Source organism: Reichenbachiella agariperforans, from assembly GCF_900142205.1.
GTDB classification, from domain to species: domain Bacteria; phylum Bacteroidota; class Bacteroidia; order Cytophagales; family Cyclobacteriaceae; genus Reichenbachiella; species Reichenbachiella agariperforans.
This window is the reverse complement of record NZ_FRAA01000004.1, coordinates 435,237-461,879: the sequence shown is the minus strand read 5'-3', so window position 1 is coordinate 461,879 and position 26,643 is coordinate 435,237. Positions and strand designations below refer to the sequence as shown.

At 44.5% G+C, this 26,643-nt stretch carries 20 protein-coding genes; 11 read left to right on the top strand and 9 right to left on the bottom strand.

Annotation, left to right across the window (positions count from 1 at the left end):
- The first annotated feature begins 18 nt into the window (after positions 1-18).
- From BUB99_RS13125 to BUB99_RS13100, 6 genes are all read left to right on the top strand, one after another.
- The gene (locus BUB99_RS13125; RefSeq protein ID WP_073122968.1) at positions 19-900 is read left to right on the top strand and encodes a diacylglycerol/lipid kinase family protein; all 882 of its coding nucleotides are present in this window, start codon (positions 19-21) and stop codon (positions 898-900) included.
- A gap of 537 nt (positions 901-1,437) precedes the next feature.
- A complete protein-coding gene (locus BUB99_RS13120; protein WP_170863802.1) occupies positions 1,438-2,574 on the top strand; it encodes a YHYH protein in 1,137 nt (378 codons plus the stop codon).
- Between the two features lie 8 nt (positions 2,575-2,582).
- Entirely contained in the window at positions 2,583-3,197 is a 615-nt protein-coding gene (locus tag BUB99_RS13115; protein ID WP_139281003.1) for a toxin-antitoxin system YwqK family antitoxin, read from the top strand.
- The gene (locus BUB99_RS13110; protein WP_084190545.1) at positions 3,194-3,850 is read left to right on the top strand and encodes an SCO family protein; all 657 of its coding nucleotides are present in this window, start codon (positions 3,194-3,196) and stop codon (positions 3,848-3,850) included. Before BUB99_RS13115 ends, BUB99_RS13110 begins: the two co-directional genes overlap by 4 nt.
- Before the next feature lie 10 nt (positions 3,851-3,860).
- Complete coding sequence (locus BUB99_RS13105) at positions 3,861-4,283, top strand: secondary thiamine-phosphate synthase enzyme YjbQ (protein ID WP_073122965.1); 423 nt, start codon at positions 3,861-3,863, stop codon at positions 4,281-4,283.
- A 74-nt stretch (positions 4,284-4,357) separates the two neighbouring features.
- Positions 4,358-5,710 (top strand): hypothetical protein, encoded by a 1,353-nt coding sequence (locus BUB99_RS13100; RefSeq protein WP_073122964.1) that lies wholly within the window; start codon positions 4,358-4,360, stop codon positions 5,708-5,710.
- Between the two features lie 75 nt (positions 5,711-5,785).
- Here the strand turns inward: BUB99_RS13100 and BUB99_RS13095 are convergent, their stop codons facing one another.
- The 8 genes from BUB99_RS13095 to BUB99_RS13060 all read right to left on the bottom strand — a co-directional run bounded on the left by BUB99_RS13095 (position 5,786) and on the right by BUB99_RS13060 (position 19,618).
- Positions 5,786-7,285, bottom strand: coding sequence for a T9SS type A sorting domain-containing protein (locus BUB99_RS13095; RefSeq protein WP_084190544.1), 1,500 nt, complete (start codon positions 7,283-7,285; stop codon positions 5,786-5,788).
- A gap of 326 nt (positions 7,286-7,611) precedes the next feature.
- Positions 7,612-10,440, bottom strand: a complete 2,829-nt coding sequence (gene polA, locus BUB99_RS13090; RefSeq protein ID WP_073122962.1) for a DNA polymerase I — start codon at positions 10,438-10,440, stop codon at positions 7,612-7,614.
- Positions 10,441-10,615: 175 nt separating this feature from the next.
- The gene (locus BUB99_RS13085; protein WP_073122993.1) at positions 10,616-11,821 is read right to left on the bottom strand and encodes a PepSY-associated TM helix domain-containing protein; all 1,206 of its coding nucleotides are present in this window, start codon (positions 11,819-11,821) and stop codon (positions 10,616-10,618) included.
- A 98-nt stretch (positions 11,822-11,919) separates the two neighbouring features.
- Entirely contained in the window at positions 11,920-13,212 is a 1,293-nt protein-coding gene (locus BUB99_RS13080; protein ID WP_073122961.1) for a hypothetical protein, read from the bottom strand.
- A 21-nt stretch (positions 13,213-13,233) separates the two neighbouring features.
- Complete coding sequence (locus tag BUB99_RS13075) at positions 13,234-15,642, bottom strand: TonB-dependent receptor (protein WP_084190543.1); 2,409 nt, start codon at positions 15,640-15,642, stop codon at positions 13,234-13,236.
- A gap of 128 nt (positions 15,643-15,770) precedes the next feature.
- Complete coding sequence (locus tag BUB99_RS13070) at positions 15,771-16,415, bottom strand: DUF4230 domain-containing protein (RefSeq protein WP_221407506.1); 645 nt, start codon at positions 16,413-16,415, stop codon at positions 15,771-15,773.
- 147 nt (positions 16,416-16,562) lie between these two features.
- The gene (locus BUB99_RS13065) at positions 16,563-18,200 is read right to left on the bottom strand and encodes a UxaA family hydrolase (RefSeq protein WP_084190542.1); all 1,638 of its coding nucleotides are present in this window, start codon (positions 18,198-18,200) and stop codon (positions 16,563-16,565) included.
- Entirely contained in the window at positions 18,197-19,618 is a 1,422-nt protein-coding gene (locus tag BUB99_RS13060) for a tagaturonate reductase (RefSeq protein WP_073122958.1), read from the bottom strand. The genes BUB99_RS13065 and BUB99_RS13060 overlap by 4 nt, the downstream gene beginning before the upstream one ends.
- A gap of 185 nt (positions 19,619-19,803) precedes the next feature.
- On the opposite strand from BUB99_RS13060, the gene BUB99_RS13055 reads away from it, so the two are divergent.
- A complete protein-coding gene (locus tag BUB99_RS13055; RefSeq protein ID WP_073122957.1) occupies positions 19,804-20,847 on the top strand; it encodes a LacI family DNA-binding transcriptional regulator in 1,044 nt (347 codons plus the stop codon).
- 98 nt (positions 20,848-20,945) lie between these two features.
- Positions 20,946-22,337 (top strand): CsgG/HfaB family protein, encoded by a 1,392-nt coding sequence (locus BUB99_RS13050; RefSeq protein WP_073122956.1) that lies wholly within the window; start codon positions 20,946-20,948, stop codon positions 22,335-22,337.
- A gap of 154 nt (positions 22,338-22,491) precedes the next feature.
- Here BUB99_RS13050 and BUB99_RS13045 read toward each other — a convergent pair whose 3' ends face one another.
- Complete coding sequence (locus tag BUB99_RS13045) at positions 22,492-24,255, bottom strand: hypothetical protein (RefSeq protein ID WP_073122955.1); 1,764 nt, start codon at positions 24,253-24,255, stop codon at positions 22,492-22,494.
- A 269-nt stretch (positions 24,256-24,524) separates the two neighbouring features.
- Here BUB99_RS13045 and BUB99_RS13040 point away from each other — a divergent pair, with 269 nt between their 5' ends.
- From BUB99_RS13040 to BUB99_RS13030, 3 genes are all read left to right on the top strand, one after another.
- Positions 24,525-24,737 carry a hypothetical protein gene (locus tag BUB99_RS13040; protein ID WP_073122954.1) on the top strand — a complete coding sequence of 71 codons (213 nt, stop codon included), beginning with the start codon at positions 24,525-24,527 and terminating at the stop codon, positions 24,735-24,737.
- Between the two features lie 85 nt (positions 24,738-24,822).
- On the top strand, positions 24,823-25,452 hold the full coding sequence (locus BUB99_RS13035) for an RNA polymerase sigma factor (RefSeq protein ID WP_073122953.1): 630 nt from the start codon (positions 24,823-24,825) through the stop codon (positions 25,450-25,452).
- Positions 25,453-25,615: 163 nt separating this feature from the next.
- Positions 25,616-26,611 (top strand): FecR family protein, encoded by a 996-nt coding sequence (locus BUB99_RS13030; RefSeq protein WP_073122952.1) that lies wholly within the window; start codon positions 25,616-25,618, stop codon positions 26,609-26,611.
- Positions 26,612-26,643: the final 32 nt, after the last annotated feature.

Below are 26,643 nucleotides of genomic sequence, written 5' to 3'. Positions count from 1 at the left end.
TTATTACCAATCTAACTCATGGACAGAAAGTTTTTTATCGTGGCGAACCCCTATTCTGGGGAAGGAAAAGCACAAGCTGCACTGATGCGTCTCAAAAAACGTCTAGATCAGCTTGATTTCTATTATGCGGTGTTCATCACGCCACAGAGCGAAATCCTAGATGAGTTCATAGAGGAAAACCTATTTACGGACACCACAGACCTGGTGGTGATAGGTGGTGATGGCACCATCAATGCCTCCCTGAATGCTATCCGAAAGTACCCCATGGTGATGAGTTTCATCCCTGTAGGGACAGGAAACGATTTCGTGAAAACGATCGATATTGGTAGCGATCTAGACGAGCAGATCGAAACGATCATACATGGCCGTGAGCGGCTCATCGACGTAGGTATCTGCAACAAACGCAAATTCATCAACGGAATAGGAATTGGCTTTGATGGACAGATGGTTTACGAAAATTTGCATACGAAGAGTATTTTTAGCGGTCATCTCAAGTTCTACATGCATGTTCTCAAAATTCTATGGACATACAGATCCAAATATTATGTGGTCAATATGGATGGACAAAGGTTGGAAATGAAACTCATCTTGATGGCAGTTCAGAATGGAACTACCTTCGGTGGAGGATTCAAACTCAATCCAGACGCTAAAATTGACGATGGGTTACTTAATATCTGTACGATAGGAAGAATGACCTCCTTTCGGCGATTTTTAAATATCGGTAGGCTTAATTTTGGAAAGCATGGTAAGCTGCCAGAGGTTAATTTTTTCCAGGCGAAAGAGCTAAGAGTAGAGCCTAATGATATGCTGCTTGCTCACCTAGATGGGGAGTACATTGGGTCTCCCCCCTTCAATATCTCGATTTCAGAGAAGTTTCTCAGGATTAGAGTCAAAAGCTAAGCCTAACTCAGGCAATGGCATTTAAACCAATATGCAGAAAACCCTTCAAGGGTTTAGCTATAAAATCAAGGCTATAGTTCGTACCCGTACTGAGCATTAAAAACACCTAGCCCTTGGAGGAGCTTACTTTTCTAGGTGGATTTATTTTTCCAAATATTATTTCGTCATGTGCGTTAATTTTTGTTCCTGAAAAATTTTATATCGTCCCGTTGCGCAGGAGTGTCCAAAAATGCTGCGGGAAGGGTGCTGTGTCTCGCAGGAAGGGCTATTGCAGCCCCAGGATGCCTGAAATCTTCTCGGGGCAGAATAATGTTTTGCATGGACTGATTAATTTTCACATGACAGAATATTATTCTTAATTCTGTGTATTGGCGATTGTGGGGGCGTCCTAGAAAAAGTTGACAGAGTTTAGATATATACTAATATGAGCATACAATGATATCGTCTTAGGGTAGGGTATTGCCAGGCTTGTCCGTTTTATTTTCAGGGGAGGGATAGTTCTTTCCGATCTAACTTATAGATAATCAAAATATGGAAATGAGAAAAACGAAAAAAGGGTGGTGGCTGCCAGTAACGATGGGGCTAACTATCGGTATGATTAGCTGCGAGGCTGAAAAAGAAGATACTGGTACAGATGTGGAAGAGCCGATCACTTATACTCTGAGTATAGCGGCGGATCAGACGGCACTGACTGAGGGTAGCGACGAGGAGGTAGAGATCACGGTATCTATGGATCAAAGCAACCAAAGTGGAGAAGCCATTGCGGTGGCTCTCACGCTAAGAGGTAATGCCATAGAAGGGGAAGATTATGAAACAGTAGCGAACGAGGTAAGCATTGCTGATGGAGATGAGTCCGTATCTATTGAGCTGAAACTGATAGATGATGAGGCAGTAGAAGAGGTCGAGCAGATTGAGATTATGATCAGTAGCCAAGCAGCTAATGTGGAGGTGTCTAACGATAACAAAGTGACCTTGGTGTTGACAGACACGGATGAGGAAGATCCGAATGGAAGTACAGACAATGATATTTCTATACTGGCGAGCAAATTTTACCATACTGATGCGGTGACAGTGACCTATGATGAGGACTGGGTGACGATCACGACCAAAGATCTCCCTGATCATAAGAGTATGTACTACGGGGCGAACGATCCATTATACGAAGCATATAGAGAACCTAATAATCCTGACTTCAAAAAGAACCCAGGATCAATCGGTGAGCAAAATATCGTCTTCAAACTGCCGAGATACCCAGAAGAAGCGACTAACAAGGAATCTCCAGGACTTGGGCCTATGGGAGTCGCCATCAACAGTGTCGTGTTTTTCAATCAAGAGGCTGCACCTGGTGATGATATTTTTGAGGAGGTCAACACCTTTGATCAGTACGAAGGTCATCCAGCTGGAGACCAATATCATTATCATATCGAGCCCGTATGGCTGACCGAACTCAAGGGAAGTGATGCCTTCATGGGATTTCTCTTAGACGGATTTCCAGTATATGGCACGGTCGAAAATGGGGAAGAAATCACCAATGATGATTTGGATGACTACCATGGTCACTTTGGTGTCACAGCGGATTTCCCGAATGGGATTTATCACTATCACATCACCGAGGAGTATCCATGGATCAATGGAGATGGTTACTATGGCGTAGCAGGTAGCAAAACCCAATAATCTGAAGAATGCACAAATTATTTTTGATAGGGATGGGTCTGGTAGTCGCGTGTACGGCATGCACTACTCGGGTCAACAAACTTCGGTTACCAGACTTGTTTGTTTCAGAGATAGATTTGACTCACGATCACCGTGGGGTCTATTATTATGGGGAGAAGCCATTTAGTGGTTATGCTTTCGAACTCTATGAGAACGGAGAGATCAAAAAGGAATCGTCCTACTACGAAGGAAAGCTGGAGGGAAATATGATTGGCTACTACTCTACTGGAGATACGGCATACGTGCGCCCCTATCATCTTGGAGAGAAACAGGGGGATCATTTGGGTTTTTATCCCGACGGGAGACCCAAATTTTCTTATCAGTTTGAACAAGGGCTCAGCGAAGGGATACACAGAGCGTGGTACCCCACAGGTTTGCTCAAAATGGAACTCAATTATCAGAATGGTAAAGAGGCCGGTTTACAACGTGTTTGGCGAATGGATGGCAAGCTCAAATCTAACTATGTCGTCAAGGATAATGGTCGAAAGTATGGCATGTTAGGACTGAAACGCTGTTCCAAAATCGATCGTGAAACACAAAATATAGATCCATATCTCGGGGTACAGTTAACAGTGAGTAAATGATGAAGTATAGTATAATAATTAGCGTATGTACATGGCTGTTGGGCTGTAGTGCTCCTCAGCAGGAGCAGCGTATCAATGCTGAAATCGAGTTGCCATTTTATACTGAGGAGACTTTTACACCGACATGGATAGATGAGGACGATGATACTTATGATAGTATTCATCAGATTGCTCCTTTTTCGTTTATAGATCAAGAAGGCAACACGATCACTGATGAAACGATGAAAGGGAAGGTTTATGTGGCCAATTTCTTTTTTTCGATCTGTCCTGGCGTGTGTCCAAAGATGGCGCATAACCTTCATCTCGTTCAGGAGAAGTATGCAACAGATGATCGTGTCAAAATTCTATCGCATACTGTGATGCCTTGGGTGGACTCAGTAGCACGGCTCCAAGAGTACGCTACGCTCAATCAGATCCATGCGGATCAGTGGCACCTGTTGACTGGAGATAAAACCAAGATCTACGAACTGGCGAGGAACTCTTATTTTGCTGACGAAGGGTTTGGCAAGACTGTCACGACCGAAGAAGATTTTCTCCATACGGAAAAATTGATTTTGATTGATAGTCAGCGTCGAATTAGAGGTGTGTATAATGGGACGCTCCCGTTAGATGTGAAACGCATGATGGAGGATATTTCGACGCTATTGGATTAGCTTTGGGAGCATGAAAAGCTTCCAAAAAGAAATACAGCTTCGGGCTCGTTCTCGGGGCTTCCATCTGGTTACCGACGAAATCGTATCGCAGCTCACCGAATTGGCTGAGATCGAGATAGGAGTTCTTCAGGTATTCATTCAGCACACCTCGGCGAGTCTGACGATCAACGAAAATGCAGACCCAACCGTACGCTCAGATTTTGAATCTCATATCAACGAAATGGTGCCTGAGAACCAACCTTACTACCGACACACCTACGAAGGGGCAGACGACATGCCAGCACACATCAAGGCATCACTGATGGGTAGTTCGGTTTCTATCCCCATCACACGAGGTAGGTTGAATCTGGGTACATGGCAGGGGGTTTATCTCTGCGAGCACCGAGATTATGGCGGATCACGCCGATTGATTCTGACGGCAATGGGGAGTTGACCAAGATTACTTTGGTTGGTATTGGTTTTCTTACATATATTTAGAGAAAAAATCATTCTAACCAATCTTATCACATGATTATCATTGGCATTTTTCTATTTCTCATAGGGGTTATTTTTTACTTTCTGCGACCCCAACTGTCAGAAGAAAATATCTTCGAAGGAGATCAAAAAGTACGGTCCAAAGCACCTCCATTTTTGCTCATGTTTACGCAGCGCCTAGCTGCAGCTATAGCAGCGATAGGCTTGTTCATTGCGTTGACGCCTTATTTGTTCTTTTGGGCGGATGCCACGGAGCAATACTTTTTGGTATACCCCACGGGTAGCACCAGTGTCGTCACGACGCAGGGGATCAAGTTTAGAGGCTTTGCCAAAATCACACCTTGGCAAAAATACATCGATGTGAAAGTCATGGACGATGGGAAAAGAAATCAAGATATTGAGGGAGCCATGTCTCCGATCCCTATCCGGTTCATTGATCAGGTCACTGCGACAGTTTATATTTCTTGTCGATTTCAGCTACCGCTCGATGAGGAAAGCTTCGAGACGCTCGCGATTAAGTTTAGAAGCATGTCTAATCTGGTGAATAATACATTGGTCCCGACGGTACGTGAACAGACGAATAATACGGGCTATATGTTTGCAGCGCAGGATTATATCTCGGGGGAGGCACAGAGTTTTCGCCAGACACTCGACGAGCAACTCAAAGACGGTGCCTATGCCGTGGAGAAGCTAGAAAATAGAGACACGATCTATATGGATATCCAAAACGAAAAGGACCGTATGATCAAGGAAATACAGACGTCCTATACGGTAAACAAGATTTTGATCAATGGTGTCCCGAAGAGAATCTCTCATGAAATCACGGAAAATAACATCATCGTATCGCAGGTGATCGTCGATGATGTGGTGTTAGAAAGCACCTTTAAGAAAAGATTGGAAGCGCAGCGAGACGAATCGGCTAAGAGACAGCTCGAACAACAAAAAATCGAAACGGCCAAGTCATCACAACAACGGATCATTGCCGAAGGCGAACGAGACAAGGCTGCCGAGCGCGTCACCCAAGAAAAAGAACAGGTCAAGCAACTCATCGCGATCGAGACGAAGCTAAAGCAGGAGAAGACCAATAAGGAGCTGGCGGCTATTGCGCTAGAGACCGAAAGGCTAAAATCTCAGCAAAGAAAAGTCGCAGCGGAAGCCATGGCTTATGAAAATGCCAAGTTGGTGTCAGCTGGACTCACGCCACAAGAAAAAGCCGAATGGCAGTACAAAACATCAGTAGGGGTAGCCAAAGAAATCGCTAACATTAAATTTCCAGCAACGATGATTACAGGAGGGGGGAGTAGCGGAGGTACACCACTCGAGTCCTTGATTGGTGCGGCGATGGCCAAGCAACTTTTGGGGAATTCGAAGGAAAAAGGGTTCTAGTAGTTGGTGCTCAAACACAAAAAAAGGCGCAGTTAGTAATCATTAACTGCGCCTTTTTTTGTTACTGGATTGTATTTAGTACAACCGAATTTTTTGGGTTGTGATGTTTTGTCCAAGCTGAATCTGAACGACATAGATACCTGGGCTTAGTCCTAGTTCTGAACTAGCAAATCTGATTTTGTTGCTTTCTCTCTCGGTACTGAGTTGGTACTGGAGATTGCCAGATAGGTCATAGATACGAGCATCTACCGTTTCGTTGGTCTCAGAATACTGCACATAGAAGTCCTGATTAGCCGCCAACGGAACAGGATAGACAGTTAGCTCAGTCGTTGACTTACCTATTTCTATTCTCTTGGTATCAAAGAATTCATTGACGCCATCATAGTCTACTTGCTGCAGCTTGTAGTAGTAAGTGCCAGCTACAGCTGGGTAATCAGTGTAGCTGTAGTTTTGAACTTCGTTGGTCGTGCCGTGTCCGTCTACCGTCGTGATGATCTCGAACGAGAGTCCATCGTCAGATCTATATAGATTGAAATAGTCGTTGTTGATTTCAGAAGCGGTCTGCCATGTGATGGATATATTGCTTTCGTCTGCAGCAAGATTGAAAGAGATGAGCTCTACGGGGAGGGCAGGACTCTCAGATACTTCAGGAGGACATCCTCCAGTACATGACCCTGCATTGATGGTGCCTCCACTATCTGTGTTTGAGCTGCCGTCAGTATTGTTGTACTCTCCGTCTACTTGAATTTCCCCGTTGTTAGTAGAACTAGTATTACCACCTCCAGTGTTGTTATAATCACCACCAACTGTTAGATTCCCATCGTCGACTGTTGTGCTTCCAGTACCTGAATTATCATAATCGCCATCCACTCTAAACACTCCTCCATTTGTTACATAAACATCTCCATCTCCTGCATTATCCAAATTACCATAAATGTGTAGTGTTGAGTTGTTTATATTTATTTCAGCACTATTTCCAGCATTAACGTTTCCATTTACATTCATCACTGCATTATTGATCATGTTGAGATCTGCACTACCACTCAACGTCATCGCCTGTGAAGTAGCGTCCGCATAACCTAACCCTACATTGAAAGTACTACCATCTAAGTAATGATCCTGTCCTCCAAAGGCTAAGTTTCCTTGAATATTAAACTCACTATTTATGTACTGATGATTGGACCCCTCACCACTTAAAGTTACATTTCCGCCAACATTTGCCGTAATTCCTTCAATGTTAACATTACCTGCTGTATTAAATACTCCAAACACATTATAAGTACCTCCGAATAACGTACTTTCAGCCCATTGTTCGGTGATTTGGTCTGCATTGATAGTACCTCCTGTTGCATTGACCGTTCCTCCGCTGATAGTCAAAGTACCTGTAATGGTAAGCGTTACTCCAGCACTTACATTCAAGGTGCCGCTGCCCCCAACTGAGAGATTACCATTCACCGTACAGTCTGATGTTATATTAGTTGTACCTGATATGTATGCATTTGCACTTGGGCATTGTCCAAATCCTAGATGTACTCCCGTAATCAGTAATAATATTGCAATAAGTAATTTTTTCATGATTGCTAAATGTTTATTGTTTTAAGAAGGATGCTCGGCGCTCGAGTTCTACTTACGGGTTGGGAGTGCAAAGTAGATTCAAAAAAAATAAAATATGGATAATATTTAGACGAATGAGTTGCTTTTCAAGGTGAATTCAGACAATGTTTCAGGGGTTAGGTGATTCTCTTATAGCTAACTATATGTCCGAAAGCGTATCAATTAAGTATAATTACCAATGGCGGGGGTGAAGTGAGGTTTATAGGGCACAACTATTTTCTTGAACACGTAAAATTAATGTTATTATAAATATTTTAAGAATTCTCTGCACTGTTTTAGGGTGGCACTTAATGCGCTTCTAGCCAGTTGTCACCCACACCCATCCCGATCTCCATCGGTACGTTTAGCGAGATGGCATTTTTCATGAACTCCTCCACTTTGGTTTTGAGCAGATCGAGCTCGTCGACGTGCGCATCGAAGACCAATTCATCATGTACCTGCATGGTCATCTTGGACTTGAGTTTTTCTTTTTTCATCCAATCGTGGATGTTGATCATTGCGACCTTGATGATGTCTGCCGCACTCCCTTGTATCGGGGCATTGATGGCGTTTCGCTCGGCATAGCCGCGCACTGTAGCATTGCGAGAGTTGATGTCTCTTAGGTAGCGTCTACGCCCCATGATCGTCTCGACGTACTCGTGTTCCTTGGCCTGGTTGACGGTATCGTCCATGTAGCGCTTGATCCCTGGAAACTCCGTGAAGTACGCATCGATGATCTCCGCAGCTTCTGTACGGCTGATGCCTATGTTTTGGGATAGCCCAAACGCAGAGATGCCGTAGATCAGACCGAAGTTGATCTCCTTGGCCTTGCGGCGTACGTCGGGTGTCATCTCTTCCATTGGAACTTTGAATACCTTGGAGGCAGTCGTCGCATGAATGTCTCGACCGTTTTTGAACGCATCGATCATACTTTCGTCTTTGGCGAATGCCGCAATGATACGCAACTCGATCTGTGAGTAATCCGCTGCGAAGATTTTGTAGTCCTTGCTCCTCGGTACAAATGCCTTGCGGATTTCTTTGCCCTTGGTGGTTCGGATGGGGATGTTCTGCAGGTTGGGATTGTTGGAGCTGAGGCGACCCGTCGCTGCGACCGCTTGGCGGTAGTCTGTATGGATCAGGCCATCCTTTTTGCTGATCAGCAGTGGCAATGCATCCACGTAGGTGGATTTGAGTTTTTGGTATTCTCTAAACTCCAAAATGCGCTCGGCGATCTCATGTTCGCTGGCGAGTTTGGACAGGATTTCTTCTCCTGTCGCATATTGTCCTGTCTTGGTCTTCTTGGGTTTCTCGACCAATTTCATTTTCTCAAACAATACTTCGCCCATCTGCTTGGGAGAGTTAATGTTGAACTCCTGCCCCGCCAACTCAAAAATCTTGTCTTGCGCAGTGATGCTGAGTTCGTTGAGATCCTTGGACATCACGCCAAGTACCTCAGTATCGATCTTGACACCTGCATATTCCATGTCTGCAAGCACAATACTGAGCGGTTCTTCGACCTCATGCAGCAGCTTGCCCAAATTTTGCGCTTCTATGTCTGCTCCGAGTATTTGTCTGAGTTGCAGTGTGATATCAGCATCCTCTGCCGCATAGTCTACGACTTGCTCGACAGGAATGTCGCGCATGTTGAGCTGTGACTTGCCTTTGCCGATCAGTGCCTCGATCGGAATACAGGTATAATTTAGATAGTTCTCCGCCAGCACGTCCATCTTGTGTCGAGAGTCTGGGTCGATGAGATAGTGAGCGAGTAGGGTGTCAAACAATTTTCCCTTGACCTCCACACCGTAGTTCTTCATCACCTGAATGTCGTACTTGAGGTTTTGTCCGATCTTGACGATGGATTCAGACTCTAGTGCTTCGCGCAGCTCCTCTACGATGGCTTGTGCTTCTTTTTGATCCGCTGGGAACGGCACGTAATATGCCTCATGGGCCTGATAGGCAAAAGCAATCCCCACGAGTTCGGCTTCTTCAGGATTGATACTAGTCGTCTCTGTGTCAAAACAAAACTCCTCCTGCATCAACAGGTATTTCGTGAGTGACTTTCTGAGGGCTGGCGTATCGATGAGGTGATAGTCATGCGCTACTGTGGTGATGTCTTGCTTTTCGACGGGCAAGCTCTCCGCTACTGGGTCGGTTGTATTACTACTGTCCACCGCACCAAATAGCCCCAACTGTGCCGTCGGAGCAGCAGCTGCTTTCTTTTTGGGTGTGGTGGCAGGTGTAGGGGACGATTGTCCATCGTCCCCGAAGAGCCGCTTGAGCATTGTTCGAAACTCCAGTTCTTCAAATATCTTTTTGACAGCCTCCTCGTTGGGTTCGCAGTGTTTGAGATCTTCTTCGTCAAAGGCTACAGGCACGTCGATTTTGATGGTGGCAAGCTCCTTGGACAATACCCCTTGCGCACCGAACTCCTCGACTTTTTCTTTCATCTTGCCTTTGAGGTCCGCCGTATTTTCGAGTAAGCCCTCTACCGAACCGTATTGCTTGATGAATTTGATGGCGGTTTTCTTTCCGACCCCAGGGATGCCTGGAATGTTGTCTGCTGCGTCTCCTTCTAGTCCGAGCACATCGCGTACCTGATCTACGTTATCTATCTCGAACTTAGCAAGTACTTCGGGGATGCCGAGTACATCTACGGCATTGCCCATATAGGCGGGCTTGTAGAGATAGATATGCTCCTCTACCAGTTGCGCATAGTCCTTGTCAGGGGTCATCATGAACACTTCGAAATCCTGGCGTGCAGCTGCCTTGGCAATGGTACCAATGACATCATCCGCCTCAAATCCGTCCATCAACAGGATTGGAATATTCATGGCTTTGAGTATGTCCTTGATCAGTGGAGTGGCCGTACGGATATCCTCTGGCGTCTCTTCGCGATGCGCCTTGTATTCGGGAAACTGAATGTGGCGAAAGGTCGGCGCACTCGTGTCAAATGCAACGCCAATGTGAGTAGGTTTTTCCTTTTTCAAAATCTCCAACAGAGAGTTCATGAAGCCAAAAACTGCACTGGTATTGACTCCCTTTGAGTTGATACGCGGGTTTTTGCTAAACGCAAAATGGGCACGATAGATCAGTGCATAGGCATCCAGCAGGAATAATTTCTTCTCAGGTTTACTCATGAGGTAAAAGTAAGCAACCTAGCCAATGCAAGTCGGCGGATACTGGAAAAAAGTTGTGTTTAATAGGAGCCCTTGATGTCCGTTATTTTAAGAAGTATTAATTATGAATGTTGATCTTGGGATTACTAGTGGTGCTTGAGAATATTTTAGTAGCGAAGAAGCAAATAATGTTATACTAGGCCAACACGGTTTCAGGTGTTTTTTGAGCTACTTTGGTCTTTTTCTTTCCTCTGGCTCGTTTCTTTTTGAGTTTGTTGATCCAGATGATCGTGCCCGTCACGGGGAGTGAGGTTGCGATCAAACAAGAGATGAAGTAGATGATCTTAGAGAAGGTGCCGAATATCTCACCTGTATGTATCGACCGGATCGAATGCATGATCTGGTGATTGAGCGGTTCGTCGGAGAACAGCTCCTTTTTCTTCACCGCTGCGGTCATTTTGTCAAGGGTCAATTCATCTCTGCCCGATACGGCAAAGAACCCTACTTTGGACTTGGCGATGGAGACAGTGGGCTTGTTGTCAGTAGGTAGGTTGATTCTCGTGTCGCCTTGGTAGTTTAGCTCGGCGTGGGCTACTTGTAGGTAGTCTTCTAAGGTTAAAGTCGTGACTTGTAGCGGTTGCTTTTCTTTTTTCTTCTCATCACCACCTCTAGGTCCACGAGTGGGGCGTTCTACACCGAAGGTAGCATAGAGCCCATCTCGGTACCAGTCAAATGACCAGTAGAGTCCTGTCAGTGACATGATCAGCAGGATAAAAGCGGAGTAAAAACCAAGGGCATTGTGGAGGTCGTGATTGACCCGCTTCCAGCTGGCTGACCATTTGATTTTCAAGCCTTGCTTCCATGCCTTTACTTTTTGGGGTATCCAGATGATCAGACCTGTGAGCGTGAGCAGGGCAAAGATGACGGTAGACCAGCCGACAATCGGACGACCGATCTCAGTGTCTAGCATCAACCAGCGATGCAGTCTAAATACGACCATGAAAAATTCGCTCGAAGCAGTTTTGCTAGTTCCTTGTACTGTTCCTGTGTAGGGGTTGATTAGGTAGTTGGTGCCGCGGCGTTCCCCTTCCTTGCGTACAGAGATGGCGTAGGCTTTTTCTGGGTCAGCAGGGATGCTGATCGACGAGGCTTTTCCGTCCTCTACGGTTTTTTCGACGCTAGACACCAAGTCTTTTAAAAGTAAAGTAGAGGCTCCTTGTGGAACCTCTACTTGGTAAATATCAGCGTTGATAGTCTCCTCGATCTCATGATAAAAGGTGTAGATCGTACCCGTGAGACATACCACGAACAGAACCAGACCAGCACCTATCCCCAACCACAAATGAATGTCGTTGAAAAACTTTCTCGTCTTTTTCCAAGGGGTGTTTTGGCTTTTCGTCATGATCTGTTTGTTTGATGCTGTTAAACTAGTGTCGAATATAAAACCCTCCAAAAATTTCTCCTTCAAGAAGAGAAACTTAACATCTAGGGATGTTTTTTTTAGTAAATTCCGATGTAGTAAGAGTCTGCAGCTGATACGATGGCTGCAGCTGGTGTTAGTGCATCAGCAGATTCTGACGAGATATCAAACTCATAAATGAAGCCTTCTTCTGCTAAAGGGGCCAGTGCCATGTAGAACTTGTCATCAACTGCTACAGAGTTTTGGTATTGTTGTAACCATAGATTTTCTGGTGTGTTGAGTTTGACAGCTGAGCCGTTGTAGAGATCAACTCTAGCTACTGACCATACTGCATCACTAGTTCCTCCTAGGTCAGAATTGGCATAAGGAACATAACCAATACCGTCTCCTACATAGAACCATCCGTTTGAGATCGTGTTTACTCCCAGTTTCTCAGACAAGTTGAAGTCAAAGCTTTCATCGTATGTACCGTTAGTGATTTTGAGTATGTATGTATCCTTTGTATTGTCAGGTACAGTGATAATTTGGTACACATCGTCTTTTTCGTCAGAATAGGCCACAGTAGTTCTGTATCCGTTCGTTGCTCCACCTGCCATGTCTGTTGAAAGAATCGTTGGGTTCTCCAAGCTGGGGAAGTCCAATACGAGTGTCTCAACAGTGTTGTAAGCAGCATCTGCTGTTTCGTCTGGATTGGCAGGGTCTACACCTCTTTTGCCCATGCCGTAGTAGATTTTGTCTCCTGATACGACCGGAGCATCGATTCTGAATACAAAGTCACCTGTCGCTTCGTCAGCTACTGATCTTGGAATCTCAAATTCAACGTTGGTACTCATGCCTAGGTCTTCTAAATCCACAAGTAGCAAACGTGCAATTGCCTTAGTGTAAACGTAATCGCCACTTGTCTCGTCAAACACTTGCTCAGTTGCAATAGAGTGCAACATGGCATTGTCGTCATTCAGGCGAGTCCATCTTGGATAGGCAGTACCCATTGCAAACTCGATATTAGTTTTATCCACTTGGAGGTAGTCTTGTCCTCCGTTGTTTTCAAACTTGTAGATGCTACCTCCGCCATAGTCAAGGCTATACATCGTATTGCCATCAGATGAAGTGAAAAGTCTAGCAGTACGTGTAGAAGGTACTTCAAAACCAAAGCCTTTGAAGGTTATATTGGTCTCAGCGGACAGGTCAGAGTGACTCTGTACGTAGGTGGCAGAGGGGCTTCCAGAGCCATCAGCAAAGGCAATGGTAAAAAGTCTATCGCTGCTATCGTCTGGTTTATTATCTGATCCTGATTCTTCGTCACAGCTAAAAGAGGCGAGCAATACACCAGCGATGAGGGTTTTGCTGAATATGTTTCGTGTTGATTTAAACATTATATGATCGTTTTAATTGATTTAAAATATGTTGTAAGTGATTTTTCCGTAAAAAGCTCTTCCTGGTTTTTGTAAAGCCCAGTTGTCAAAGACTTGCTCGTTGAAGATGTTTTTTGCATCGCAACTGAGGGTGATTTTATCATTAGGGAATCCATAAGAGATGCCGAGATCATGAACCATTTGACTGGGTATCATGTCCTTGCCTGCGCCCCCGATGCTGGGCCAGTTTTTGTAAAATTCATGCACATAGCCCAAGTTGTAATAGGCAGAGAAGCGCGACGATTCTTGTATAAAGTTTTGCTGCGTGAAGCGTAGGTTCGAATTTGTAGTCAAGTAAGGCTCGTTTCTCAGACGATCTTTGTAGTAGAGATATCGAGCGCCATTGGCATCAAACTCTGTATTAAAGCGTGGGTTGGTCAAAGAAAAACCTGTTTTCCAAGTGATTCGATCTGTATAGTTGTAGCCCAACTCGATATCAATACCAGAACTTAATACGGAACTTACATTGACATATGTAAAAGTTTCGTCCTGTTGATCAGGCACTCCTGGCATAATTCGGTCTTGTATTCTTCTATAAAAAGTATTGGTACTTAGCGTGATGGCATGTTTGTCAAAACGGTAGGGGCCTAAGCTAAGTCCCGCATTGAAATTGATACTACGCTCAGGCTTCAGTGCTGATGAGGCTGTTTCTACATTTTCGGACACGTCTCCAAATAATTCTCGGCTATTGGGCATTCTTATTGTGTTTTCTCCTGAGATCAGAATGATGGTATTTTTTATTACTTCATAAGAGAGAGCTATTCCGTATCCAGAATTATGGGATTGCGCATCGTAGGAGTTGACCACAAGGTTATTATTCCTATCCAGTGTGGGTTCACTCATTCCTACATTTTGTCCATAAAATTTGTAGAAAACAGAGGTCTTTAATCGTTCATCGAGAGCCATGTGCTCTAGAGATACACCCAGTAGGTTTTTCCAAAGCGTGCGGGTGTCCTGTAGATCCTGAAGTAGTTGTGGATCGAGTGGATCGTGAGAGCTTCGGGTGAAATAGGTAGAGAGGAGGTTGCTAGAAAGTCTAGTATGTTGCCCCAGTTGGTAAGCTAGGTTTAGACGAGCGGTGTACTTTTCTTCATTGTCTTCATTAAGTGTAGAGTCTCCACCCTCCCCACCACTCAACCAAGTGTAATACTCGCCAGTGTTTGGGTTGAGTGTTTTTTCTCCAAGCCAATTGTATATATAGCCAACAGTGTCTACTAGATTTCTACGGAGTTTAGAGTAAGAGCCAAAGAAGTTAACGTCTAATCCATGAACGATGTCTTTTTTGACGTAAGTCGCCTGGATCATATTAGTAGATTGCCCAACCCATCGATTGCCGTACACGATTTCCATGGTGGTAGCATGCTGGATGTCTTTGCTCATATCAGAGACGAGCACACCAATGAAAGCCTGATCGGCCCATTTGATATCCGTAAATCCAAGATCAAATTTTAGTCCTTTAGATTCATAGCTGTCATGAAATCGCTTGGCTGTCACGTATTGATCTTTTCCTTTCTCATCTACGATGTAGACGTTTTTTCCCCAGACCTTGTAGCTGTTGTCAGAGTAGTTGTAAAACGTAGAAATCTTAGATGTTAAGCCAGATTTTTTTTCTCTGAACACCCCATTTGCACTCGCTTGGTGGGTGTTGAACGAGCCGTAGGAGTATGATACGTTAAGGCTGTTTTGGGTGCTGGTTTTTGTGACTACATTGATTGCGCCCCCCATAGCATCTCCACCAAACTCGGCAGGGACAACTCCCTTGTACACTTCTATGCGCTTGATCATAGAGGTTGGAATGCTATTTAGCGAAAACGAAGCGCCATAGTTGTCGATTGGTATACCATCTATAAAAATCTTGATCGAGCTACCAGATAAACCGTTAATATTGTAACGAACCCGTGATCCCATGCCACCGCTTTGTCTGATTCGTACACCTGCACTTTGATCCAGTACGTCGTTTAACTGGATAGACTGCAACTTGAGGTCTTTGGCGTCTATGGCGTTGATGGCAAAGCCCTTTTCCTTTAGTAGTGTGCTTTCGGATTTGCCATAGACCATTACTTCGTCCATTTCCTTAGTATCCTCTTGTAATTGGATTTTAATATCCAATTTCTGGTGTGAGGATAGTTTATGGGTTTTACTCTGCTTTTTGTATCCCACTCCACTAATATAGAAGGTATGGGTTCCTGGTTTTAGACCTTCGATTAGGAAATTCCCATCTATATCTGTAGCAGCACCCTTGCCACTATTTCCGAGTCGGATACTCACCCCTGGGATCGGGGAATTGTTTTCGTCTAGAACCTTTCCTTGTACACTTGCATGCTGTGCCAGTGTAGCATGTGTCAGCAATAGGAAGCTGCTGATAAGGAGAAGGTGAGACGTGAGTTTCAAAGCTTATTTAGACTTGTTAAAAATAACGAGCCGCAAACTTAAGTTTGAATAGTGATGAATACAATCACTACTAGTAGTGAATTTTATCGTGTTAAATGATCGTAAAAGCGCATCGAAGGGGCTTTTTCCTAGCGAGAACTTCGCTCTAACTGCACATGGTTTAACTCAAAAGTTACAACCACTTTTTTACCCGTTAATCCTTCGAAGAGGGGGACGAGAATGTCTTGGGCATTGTTACGAGTTTGGTCAAGAATGCCCATCTCCATGGCAGATTGATGGATGCTAGATTCTGCCTCTTGGTATAGCTGCTCCATAAACTTGGCCTTTTCTTCTTTGTTCATGTAGTCAATCTGGAGATCATAGATACGTGATTGATCTAGATCAATTTTGAAATAGCAGAGTTCTGGCTTGGGCAGACGAATGTACAAAGTGTCGTTCTGCTGGTGAATGTGATCTTTGGTCAGCTGGACTAGGTTGATACAGCCTACGGCTGTACCGCTGCTGATGAGTACCGCTTTGGAGTCTGGTACAGGTTTGTACTTGAATAGTTTGAGATCGATGTAGTCTGCAACTTTTTTGATCTCAGTGACTTCTTGAAAGTTGTATTTGACCAGTTCCAGTTTGCCGATCTGTTCGGTTCTCGTGAGAATACTGGATTGATGAATCTCTAGTGTGTCATCCGTATGATCCGTAAAGAATTTTTCCTCGACCAGCATCCAAGAGATAATCCCTGCTAGTAGAAGCCATGGCAATACGGTTAGTATACTTTTCAACAGTCGAATCATGGTGTCAAATTAGACATTTTCTCGAAAAGAACACCAATGAGGGGAGGATAGCGCAAAGAAGGTCTTATTTAAACAGAAGTCCTGTTTAAGTAAGACCTTCTCAAGGAATGATTGTTGATTGAAATTTTTGTCAAACTATAGAGATACACCTCTTTTCCAAGGGATGAAATCCTCGTGACGCATCAGTACTGCTTTGGAGGCGACTGTACCACTGGCAATGTTGATGATGTACTCTAGCATTTCTTCACCCATTTCGGCGATGGACTTTTTCCCCTCGATCACTTCGCCAGCATTGAAATCAATGATGTCGGCCATACGTTCAGCGAGTTTGGTATTAGAAGATACTTTTAATATCGGAGCAATAGGGTTACCTGTAGGTGTACCCAGTCCTGTGGTGAATAGCACCACATTGGCACCTGATCCGACTAGACCCGTGGTGGATTCTACGTCATTGCCAGGAGTGCAGAGAAGACTGAGTCCAGACTGTTCGGCATACTCTGTATAGTCAAGTATATCCATGACGGGTGAAGTACCACCTTTTTTTGCTGCTCCTGCGGATTTCATCGCATCAGTGATTAGCCCATCTTTGATGTTGCCTGGTGACGGGTTCATGTCAAAGCCCGAACCTACATCTTCTGCTGCCTTGGCATAGGCGCGCATTAGTTGGATGAATTTTTTAGCATACGCTGGGTTTTCAGTACGGTTGATTAGCTCTTGCTCTACCCCACATAATTCTGGGAATTCTGATAAAATCGCTTTGCCCCCCAATGCGGTGATCATATCAGAGACATGTCCCAGCGTAGGGTTGGCAGAGATGCCAGAGAAGCCATCGGATCCACCGCATTCTAGTCCTATGGTTAACTTAGAAAGAGGAGCAGGCTTACGCTCTATTTTGTTGGCCTCTATCAGTGCTTTGAAGGTATCTTTAAGTGCACTTTGAACGAGATCATATTCGGACCCCGTCTCTTGCTGATCAAAGATCAATAGCGGTTTGGTGAGTTCTCCGACACTGTTGGCGATGGCGTCTTGCAGGATGCTGACTTGTGCATTTTGACATCCTAAGCTGAGGACAGTAGCGCCTGCTACGTTCGGGTTGCGGAGGTATCCAGCGAGTAGACGACATAGTGTATCGCTGTCTTCACGTGTCCCGCCACAGCCTGCTTGGTGTGTGATGAACTTAATTTCTACGTTCTCAAATAGTCTTTTATTTGACTGTTGTGATGACTGTCCGAGGGTCGCATCATCCAGTGATTCACCTGTTTCCAGTCGGCGAACGAGATCGCTAGCTAGTTCGTTATACGGGTTGGCCTCTTCGTATCCTAGTGCTGTTTCGAATGCTTTTTTGAGAGTCAGGATATTTCTGTTTTCACAGAAAACTAGGGGAAATACTAGCCAATTGTTAGCAGTACCTACCTGACCATCTGTACGGTGATAGCCGTCAAAGGTGCGCCCTTCGAATCGGCTGACGTCTGGAGCCGTCCAGTGAAACTCCCCTTCTTTTTGATCCGAAAACTCGGTTGCCTTGTGTGCTGTGTTCTCGACAGTGATGGCTTGTCCCGATGCTATGGGTGTTTTGGCTGTCCCGACGACCAAGCCGTACATGTACATTTCGTCCCCTACTGCTAGGTCTTCTAGCGCAAATTTATGTTTGGCTTGGATGTCTTGCTGAATAGCTACTGATTTCCCGTTGATTTCGGCAGTTTCTCCTGCGGATAGATCTGTAAGTGCTACGCCGAGGTTGTCCGTTTCGTTAATCGTGATTGCCTTTTTCATGCTTTTTTGGATAGAAATGAAGAGATAGTTGCGCCGGATTGGAGTTGGTCTAGGTGCTCAGTCATACGTGCTGCCAACCCTTCGGTTTTAGTGAGGTCTTGATCCCAAAAACCTGTATTGGATAAGACTGCTGTAATGATGTCTTGTGCTGATTTTCCTTTCAATTCTCCGAAGAAATTTTTGACTTCTTCATTGTCTTGAATCTCAAAATCACTGGTGTATAGGTGAATCAAATGCGTAAATGCCACGACCAAACCACTCGGCAAAGTGCCCTGAGTCGCTAAACTATCGAGCAGCGAGGGCAGTACTCTTACTTTGAACTTTGAGATGGAATTAAGGGCGATAGATTTGAGCTCATGACGGATGTATGGGTTTTTGAATCGCTCTAAAACTTCCTCGGCATATGCTTCTAGCTCTGTCTTTGGTAGGTCGATGGTTGGTGCGATTTCTTCGAAGATGATTTGTCTTACGAATTCTCCTACTGTATCGCTTTCTACACTCTCCTTGACGGTTTCTAATCCATTGAGTAGACCAACAGGCACCATGGAGGTATGCGCGCCGTTTAGGATTCTGACTTTTCTCGTTCTGTATGGAGACAGGTCTTTGGTATAGATGACATTGAGACCACATTTGTCCGCAGGGAATGCTTTTCGGATGGCTTCATTGCCTTCGATCACCCATAGATGGAATATCTCGGATGATACAATGAGGTTGTCTTCATAGCCTACTGCTTCTTGGATGGTTTTGACTTCATCTCTAGGATAGCCAGGGACGATACGATCCACGAGGGTGTTTGCAAAGTGACAGTTTTGCTCTACCCATTGTACAAATTCGTTTGATAATTTCCAGCTAGCGGCATAATTCAGAATGGCTTCTTTGAGCTTCTCGCCATTCTTGTCGATAAGCTCTACTGGGATGAATTTTAACCCTTTGTCGGCTTGTCCACTGAAGTGCTCAAACCTTTGCTGCAAGAGTTGTGTGACTTTGCCGGGGAAAGTAGCTGCGAGTTGTCCGTTAGTTGGTTGGTCGTCTGCTTGAAAAACGATACCAGCCTCGGTCGTATTAGAAATCACGATTTCCAGCTCGTCTAGTGTGGCAAGTGCGTGATATGCATCAGGCATTGTGAATGGATCGATGGATTGCTGGATGCAATTGATCAATCGCGTTTCGCTGATGGCTTTGCCGTCTTGGAGTCCACGGTAGATGTGGTGATAGAGACTGTCTTGTTTGCGGAGCATATCTGTCATTCCCTGAGCGATGGGCTGTACGACTGCTACCCCATGGTTGTATCCATGCTGTTCATTCATGAGGTCGATCATCCAGTCTGCAAACGCACGGAGGAAGTTTCCTTCGCCGAATTGGAGTACTTTGATAGGGAGTGCTGGAGTCTCTGCTGTTGTTCTGTTTAGTGCTTTCATTTTTTTGTCTTCTAAAGTTGATATATCGAATGTCAATACGGTCTTAATTCTTTGAGTGGACGTTAACGCAAATTGTATTTAAAAAAACCTTTTCTCATCAAGGTTCTATAGCGTGTACGTTAACTCTATACGCAAATGTAGTATATTGCAATCAATATTGAAGAATAATTTTTTGATTTAGTCAGATGGCAGAAAAGATTACCATTAAAGAAATCGCCAAGAAAGCGGGTGTGTCAATCGGTACGGTGGATCGGGTGTTTCACAACCGAGGTAGGGTGGCAGAGGCCACACGTCAGCGGGTACTACAGATTGCGGAGGAAGGCAACTATTCTTCGAATGTCTACGCGAGGAGTTTACGGCTCAACCGGGCTTTTACCATAGCGGTGTTATTGCCAGAGGATAATTATTACTGGAAAAAGCAGAGTGAAGGTATACAAGAAGGAATCGCCGAACATGCAGCGTTGGGGTTTGAGGTCAAAGAATACAGCGTACAACGAGAAGCGAGTACCGATGTGACTACAGTGCTCCAAACGGTTCTAGAGAGTGAACCTGACGGGTTGATCCTTACGCCTATTTTTCTCAAAGCAGGTGACGAAGCGCTACACCAATTGCAGGATAGCGGGGTGCCATTTGTGTTTGTGGATTCTAATATCCCCGAGGTGGGGCAACTTTCTTTTGTGGGACAGGATGCATATCAGAGCGGAATGCTGGCAGGTAGTTTGCTGGATCGAGGCTATATCAAAGACTATGTTTGTTGTGTCGTGACGGCTACTGCCAATGACCTGAAAAATCAAGCGATCCAAGAGCGGGTGGCAGGGCTCAGGGCATATTACGAATCGGTAGGGAGAGCAAAGGACTCCATCAGAGAGGTGAATCTAGCGCGTGACCAAGTGACAGTGGAGATGTTGAGGAGGCAGTTAGTAGAAGAGCGGCGGCCTGTTCATGTTTTCGTCCCAAACTCTCGTTCTTATTTAGTAGCAGCTGCGCTGGCTGATTATAGAGAGCAGTTGCAGTTGAGGATGGTGGGCTATGATTTGGTTGATCCGAATATCAAACTGATGGAGGATGGTACGATAGATTTCGTGATCCACCAAAAACCAAAAATGCAAGGATATCTGGCAGTACAAAGTCTCTATAAACACCTAATGCTGAAAACCAGTGTGCCCATGGAGCAGTACATGCCGTTGGAACTCATTACTAAACAAAATATCGAATACACTGAGCGGTAGTTGTTACAAAATCACCTTCTGGAGATTGGATAGAATATCAAGTAAAATGGATATTTTAGCGGTGATAGTTGAACTTTAACCTTGCCAAACCGCAATACATGAGAACTTTTGTTGCCCTCCTACTGATCCATTTTTTGTCATTGTCTTCCTATGCGCAAAAAACATTTAAGCTCTATTCTTTCGATGTAAAAGGAGATGAGGGCGAAAACTACTACGAGCGAGAAGCCAAAAGAAACTTTGACTCTGGAAAAAGTGCATTCGAAGATGCGGACGTCCCGGAGCGTTTTACGCCAAGCCTAGGGTTGATCAATGCTGCGACAGGACTCAAAATAGCGAATAGAAAAGGCTCAATCTCTGATCTACAAGAGTTGCTTCGGATCAACTATGAGTGGGTCACCAACAGCAATCTCTTGACGATCGATGAGTTGAAAAAGTCAAGTGCAGTGTTCGTCGATGACGAAACGGTTAATCAGCGTGCGGAGATTGTGAATTTTTATACTGTCATCAAAAAGTATAACATGGTGCTCAAAACCACCAATCCTGAGAAGTTTGAAGCAGCGAAAAAGAAGGATTCCGATTTGGATTTGGATCTCAAAGATGTGAGTGCCGACCTCAAGGCTGCTAAAGAGGCACTGGACGAAGCGATCGAGGCTGCTGCGGCGATGCATTATGCTAAGGGGCGAGAACAATCGCAAGGGCAAGATCTAGCTTCTAACAAAGAAGCCGCGAAGAGCTTTCGCTATGCCTATGAGTATGTGGACAACTATAGAGATGCAAAGGATCGCTATGCGACGACTAGAAAGCTAGGAACGACACGGCTGGGGTTGTCTGATTTCGAGAATATCGCCAATAGTGGCAATAACGTAGCGGGGAGTATTACCTATGATATTTTGTCTTACTTTTCGAGTCGCGGAGATGTGTATGAGTTTTTCGAAGTGCTGGATAGAGATGCTTTGAACCGAATATTGGAAGAGCAAAAATTAAGTATCTCAGGTCTGATGGCCGAAGGTACGACTGCCGATCTCGGAGAACTGGTTGGGGTTAATTCGATCATGATCGGCAAAGTGACTCAGGCTACTTTTGAGAAGGAAAGGTTGGATGGAGTATCTCGTAGCTACTCTAAAAAGGTGAAAGTCGGTGAAGAAACATATACTGAAGATGGCAAAGAGAAAACGCGAGATATCAAAGAAGAGGTGACCGTCAAGATGAGCGAAGAGAATAAGATTGCACGCTCTACAGTTTCGGCGACTTTCAAGATTGTAGATGTCACAACGGGGCGCATTATCGCAGTAGATGAGGTCTCTTATACTTCCAAATGGTCTGGTACTTGGTACGCCTATGAATCTGGGGACAAGCGAGCGATTCCTAGAGTGAACCAAAAAGAGGTCGAATACGTGAGCGAAGCAGGGCTGACCAATACTGCCGGGAGTAAAGTGGCGTCTATCATGATTGATAGAGTAGCTAAATATGCCACAGAAGTTTCGCAGTAATTAGAATCAAGAACCTAGAATCAAGAACCTAGAATCAAGAACCTAGAATCAAGAACCTAGAATCAAGAACCTAGAATCAAGATTGAACTTTAGAGGCATCAATGGAGTTAAAGTCCCCTTGGTAAGACAGGTGTGGGTTCCTAAGGGATCCAAATTAACGCTTGTATTCTAGGTTGTAGGTGATGTCATCGACGATTTGAGTCTTTGCTCGTTGAAATGCTTTGGCCTGTGCATCATCATGGGTAGCACCTATGCCCTTGATGTCAAAAAAGGAGTTTTTATAGATTTCTTTTCCTGTCAATTTATCTATCAGAGATACCGTAGCATCGATATAGGCGAGGGTGGCAATCTCGCCAGTTTGACCTTTGCGCGCGATAGCTTCTATGATGAGGTCATAGTCTGACGACGCATCGTCGTTGACAAAGGAGTAGTGTAAATCCGACAACCCACTTTTGATGGCGGGTTCGATTACCTTGATGCGGAGCGGACTACTAATGCCGACTTCACTGCTTTGAACATACACTGTAGGACTTTTGATTACAAGCTCTGTACTGGTCTCAGGTGTCTTTTGATTGGATTGTACTTCTTTTAGAAAACTGTTTTGAGGAGAAAGCGACAGGTATTGTCCTAGGTTCAGAGCGATTTTTGCCAAGTAGGTTTCACCTGGAACGACCATCGAATTGTCCAGATTGAAATGGGCTTGACCCATTGAAGAAGTTGTGATCTGGTAGATTTTCTGTTTGCCACTTTTTTCCAAAATGATATCGATAGGCACGTTAGGCATTAATTTTCCATCCAGCGAACAAGACACAGTTAAAGGGTGACTTACATATTCAGCTGGTTTGATAGCCAGGCGCTTAGGTGCTGACAACTGTATGTTGGATAGATTAGGAATCACCTCAAAATGAGTAGGCAGGAGTGCCAGCCCTTGCGTGTCGATCAGGTCGGTCGCTACAGCAAATGTAGTCGTGGAGATGATGTCTTGATTGGGAGCCGAGATAGTGGCCGAAAATACCGTTTGGGTCGAATTTTGAAAAAAGCGACCAACCAATTGTCCTTTCCCCTCAGGAGAAAAAGTGATTCGTTTGTCTTCTGATAGGGCATTTTTGAGTTGGTGATTTAGCGCGTCACTGTATGGACTGGTGATGGTAGAACTACTATAAGAGAACTTGGAAGCCCTCACCAGAGGCAAACTGCCCGTGGGGAGATGTAGGAGCAGCTCACCATGGAGGCGTGTTACGATATCCGTGGCGGTCACAGTTCCAGAGCCAAACAACTGATCTAGTTTTTGGCTGTTATCAGATGCGGTGATTTTGAGTTGGTGGATATCTGCGCCGTGTGGTTTGGATAGCGCATTGAGGACATTGATAGATTTTTGTATGCTTTCGAGGAGTTGTTTGTTGTTGATTAGCAAACGGATTTTTTCAGGTTTCTGGCTTGTGGAGGTATATTGTTGATTGTTTTGTTGGATTTGTAGACTGTTTTTAGAGATGATCCCTTTGTTGTATTGAGTTAGTTCGTCTATCGATACATAGCCAAATGCGTAGAGAGATTTTTTACGTTTGTCGTAGTAATTGTCAAGTTTGAGTCCAACTAAATCCATATCAGACACGGAGGTAGATCGCTGCTGGAGACGCTCGTCTGTGGCAGTATTTTCTATAGATATATTGAGCTCAGTCTTGGTGTTGATAGAGACGAGTATGCCATCAGATAGCTGTGATTTGATCATCTGATACAGTTTTTCTTGTGCATCCGATTGGCTTCCATTTTTGGGAATTTCTTCTGTCGCAAAAGCGGTCAAATAGATGGATTCTTGCCACTGAGAGGCTCTACTGATGGGATCCATCCATACAGGCTCCTGAGCCCAAGTAGTTGCGAATGTACAGGTAGCTAGAAGTAGAAGGATGGTTTGTTTCATGATGTATGTTTTGCAGCTAAAATACATAAGACCGCCAGTAATGACGAATTTGTCAGTTTTGTTTTATACATTAAAAATCACTTTCTTTGGATGTCACTGTTCAAAAATCTAACAATGCCCAACTTCCCCACGGGCAGTCGATAATCAACCGAATCTTCCTTTGATTGTCGTTTCTATAATTTATAATTCACGATATAAACGAGTTTCTTTTCTAGTGAAAGGAGAAAAACCTCTCTGTCTAGGCATGGTAGGGATTTAAATGAGATATTATGAACAAAAGACTATTTATAGCTGCTTTAGCAGTGTGGGACAGTGCCGTGATGGGCTGTCGTCAGCCAAAGCAGGCTGCTAAGCAACCACAGCGACCTAACATCATTTTTATCATGTCGGACGATCATTCACAGCGCGCTATTAGTGCGTATGGTTGTCTACTGATGCGCACGTCCAATATCGTTGGAGTCATCAGGAGTTGTGCGACCTAACATTAGAATTGAACGAAATCAACCTGTAGCACTAAGGCAGGGAGCTGCCGATGGATCAAGATGAATAAGTCTAAAATTTTGTAAATTGAAAAAGAACAGCAATATCCGGGAATTGAATAGCGAGCATCATTTTACCAAATGGTTTGAAGAAGTGTACGACGTTCATTTTGAACGCTTGTTTCGGTATGCTTTTTCGATCACTAAGAACAAGCAATTGGCAGAAGATGTCGTTTCTGAAGTTTTTACCAATATATGGAAGAACAAACCCGACTATGACAGCATCCGTGAGCTCAATTCGTATCTACACGTTTCGGTTAAGCATCTGGCCATTCGACAAGTGTCCAAAGATCCGCAGCGTTTTAGCTACAGCACCTATGATGAGACCTTGCAGATCTCTGATAGTATCGATCCAGAGAGTCTGCTACTCGGCAAGGAACTCGGCAAAATCATTGAGAGAATATTGGATACGCTATCGCCACATAGCCGATTGGTCTACGATATGGCTAGGACGGAGGGCAAGTCCTACCAAGAGATCGCTGATGAGCTAGGTATCACCAAAAGAACCGCCGAGACGCATGTCCATCAGGTACTCAAGAAGCTGAAAGTTCAACTGCGCGAACACTTCAAAGACACAGATAATATATACCACTTTTTTACCCACCTAGGGTCTATAGCGGGGCTACTTATCAGTCTATGGTTATGCTTTTATAGGTAACCACAAGAAAATCGATATTGAAAATCCGTCTAGCAAAACAGTTGTTTTGTTAGATGGATTTTCTTTTTTGGGTCAATTAGTTAAAAATATTGTAAATAATTCGAGGAGTCTACGTGCAGTATAGTGTATTTGGCTCTTTGTATATGTAAGGATAAAAACACAAATGGAGCAACTCATATCAAAGTATTTAAAGAATGAATTGACCAACGCAGAGGCACAAGAGCTAAAGCGTTGGTTGGAGAAAGATGCGCTTAACCGAAAAGTGTTCGAAAACATAGTCAGTGAGTGGCACTTGTCTGCTGCGGATGTTTCTTCTGCCAAGGATAGGGTCATGCAGCAAGTTCGTCAGACCGCTGTTGCTGAGCCAGTCCAGCACCGTACCACGGTGCGTAGATGGATGAGTTATAGTGTGCGCACAGCTGCGGTGTTGGTGTTAGCGGCAGGGCTTGTTTTTATCTGGTTGACACGGACAGGCATCCGTCAAGATGACGCTATGATCGTGCAGCAGGAGATCGTGTACATCGAAAAGGAAGCGGCTTATGGCCAAAAGCTAACCTTTGAACTACCTGATGGTAGTGTGGTCAAGCTCAATGCGGGTAGCAAGTTGACCTACCCGAAAACCTTTGCTAGTAAAACGAGAGAGGTTAGCCTGACAGGAGAAGCATTCTTTGATGTGGCGCGAGATGAGAAGAAACCGTTTCGGATCAGCTCCAACGACGTGATGGTACAGGTACTGGGCACTTCGTTTAACGTCCGATCCTATCCCGAAGAAGACAACATCGCCGTAGCGGTGAAGACAGGGAAAGTAGCGGTGAGCAGCCGTGTGAACCAAAACCAAGTGATATTAAAGCCAGCAGAAATGGCATTGTATAGCGCTGATGATCAGTCGCTCAATAAGAAAATAATAGATGATAATGAACTGTCAGTGTTTGGATGGACAGATCAAAATTTGGTTTTGGAAGACGCCAATTTTGATGTGATTCTCACAACCCTGTCTAGATGGTACGGTGTAGAATTCGATGTGGCGCAATTGCATGGTGCGCAAAAACAATTCACCGCCAACTTCAAAAACCCGTCACTCACCAAGGTGATGGAGAGTTTATCATTTGCTTATGAATTTGACTATGAGATAGATGGAAAGAAAGTGACCATTTACTAAAAAAGGAGAGAGCCAAGTGCACTTTGGGGAAA

Coding starts and splice junctions, on each gene's coding strand:
- BUB99_RS13125 (WP_073122968.1), top strand. CDS start 19: ATGGACAGAAAGTTTTTTATCGTGGCGAACCCCTATTCTGGGGAAGGA.
- BUB99_RS13120 (WP_170863802.1), top strand. CDS start 1,438: ATGAGAAAAACGAAAAAAGGGTGGTGGCTGCCAGTAACGATGGGGCTA.
- BUB99_RS13115 (WP_139281003.1), top strand. CDS start 2,583: ATGCACAAATTATTTTTGATAGGGATGGGTCTGGTAGTCGCGTGTACG.
- BUB99_RS13110 (WP_084190545.1), top strand. CDS start 3,194: ATGATGAAGTATAGTATAATAATTAGCGTATGTACATGGCTGTTGGGC.
- BUB99_RS13105 (WP_073122965.1), top strand. CDS start 3,861: ATGAAAAGCTTCCAAAAAGAAATACAGCTTCGGGCTCGTTCTCGGGGC.
- BUB99_RS13100 (WP_073122964.1), top strand. CDS start 4,358: ATGATTATCATTGGCATTTTTCTATTTCTCATAGGGGTTATTTTTTAC.
- BUB99_RS13095 (WP_084190544.1), bottom strand. CDS start 7,285: ATGAAAAAATTACTTATTGCAATATTATTACTGATTACGGGAGTACAT.
- polA (WP_073122962.1), bottom strand. CDS start 10,440: ATGAGTAAACCTGAGAAGAAATTATTCCTGCTGGATGCCTATGCACTG.
- BUB99_RS13085 (WP_073122993.1), bottom strand. CDS start 11,821: ATGACGAAAAGCCAAAACACCCCTTGGAAAAAGACGAGAAAGTTTTTC.
- BUB99_RS13080 (WP_073122961.1), bottom strand. CDS start 13,212: ATGTTTAAATCAACACGAAACATATTCAGCAAAACCCTCATCGCTGGT.
- BUB99_RS13065 (WP_084190542.1), bottom strand. CDS start 18,200: ATGAAAAAGGCAATCACGATTAACGAAACGGACAACCTCGGCGTAGCA.
- BUB99_RS13060 (WP_073122958.1), bottom strand. CDS start 19,618: ATGAAAGCACTAAACAGAACAACAGCAGAGACTCCAGCACTCCCTATC.
- BUB99_RS13055 (WP_073122957.1), top strand. CDS start 19,804: ATGGCAGAAAAGATTACCATTAAAGAAATCGCCAAGAAAGCGGGTGTG.
- BUB99_RS13050 (WP_073122956.1), top strand. CDS start 20,946: ATGAGAACTTTTGTTGCCCTCCTACTGATCCATTTTTTGTCATTGTCT.
- BUB99_RS13045 (WP_073122955.1), bottom strand. CDS start 24,255: ATGAAACAAACCATCCTTCTACTTCTAGCTACCTGTACATTCGCAACT.
- BUB99_RS13040 (WP_073122954.1), top strand. CDS start 24,525: ATGAACAAAAGACTATTTATAGCTGCTTTAGCAGTGTGGGACAGTGCC.
- BUB99_RS13030 (WP_073122952.1), top strand. CDS start 25,616: ATGGAGCAACTCATATCAAAGTATTTAAAGAATGAATTGACCAACGCA.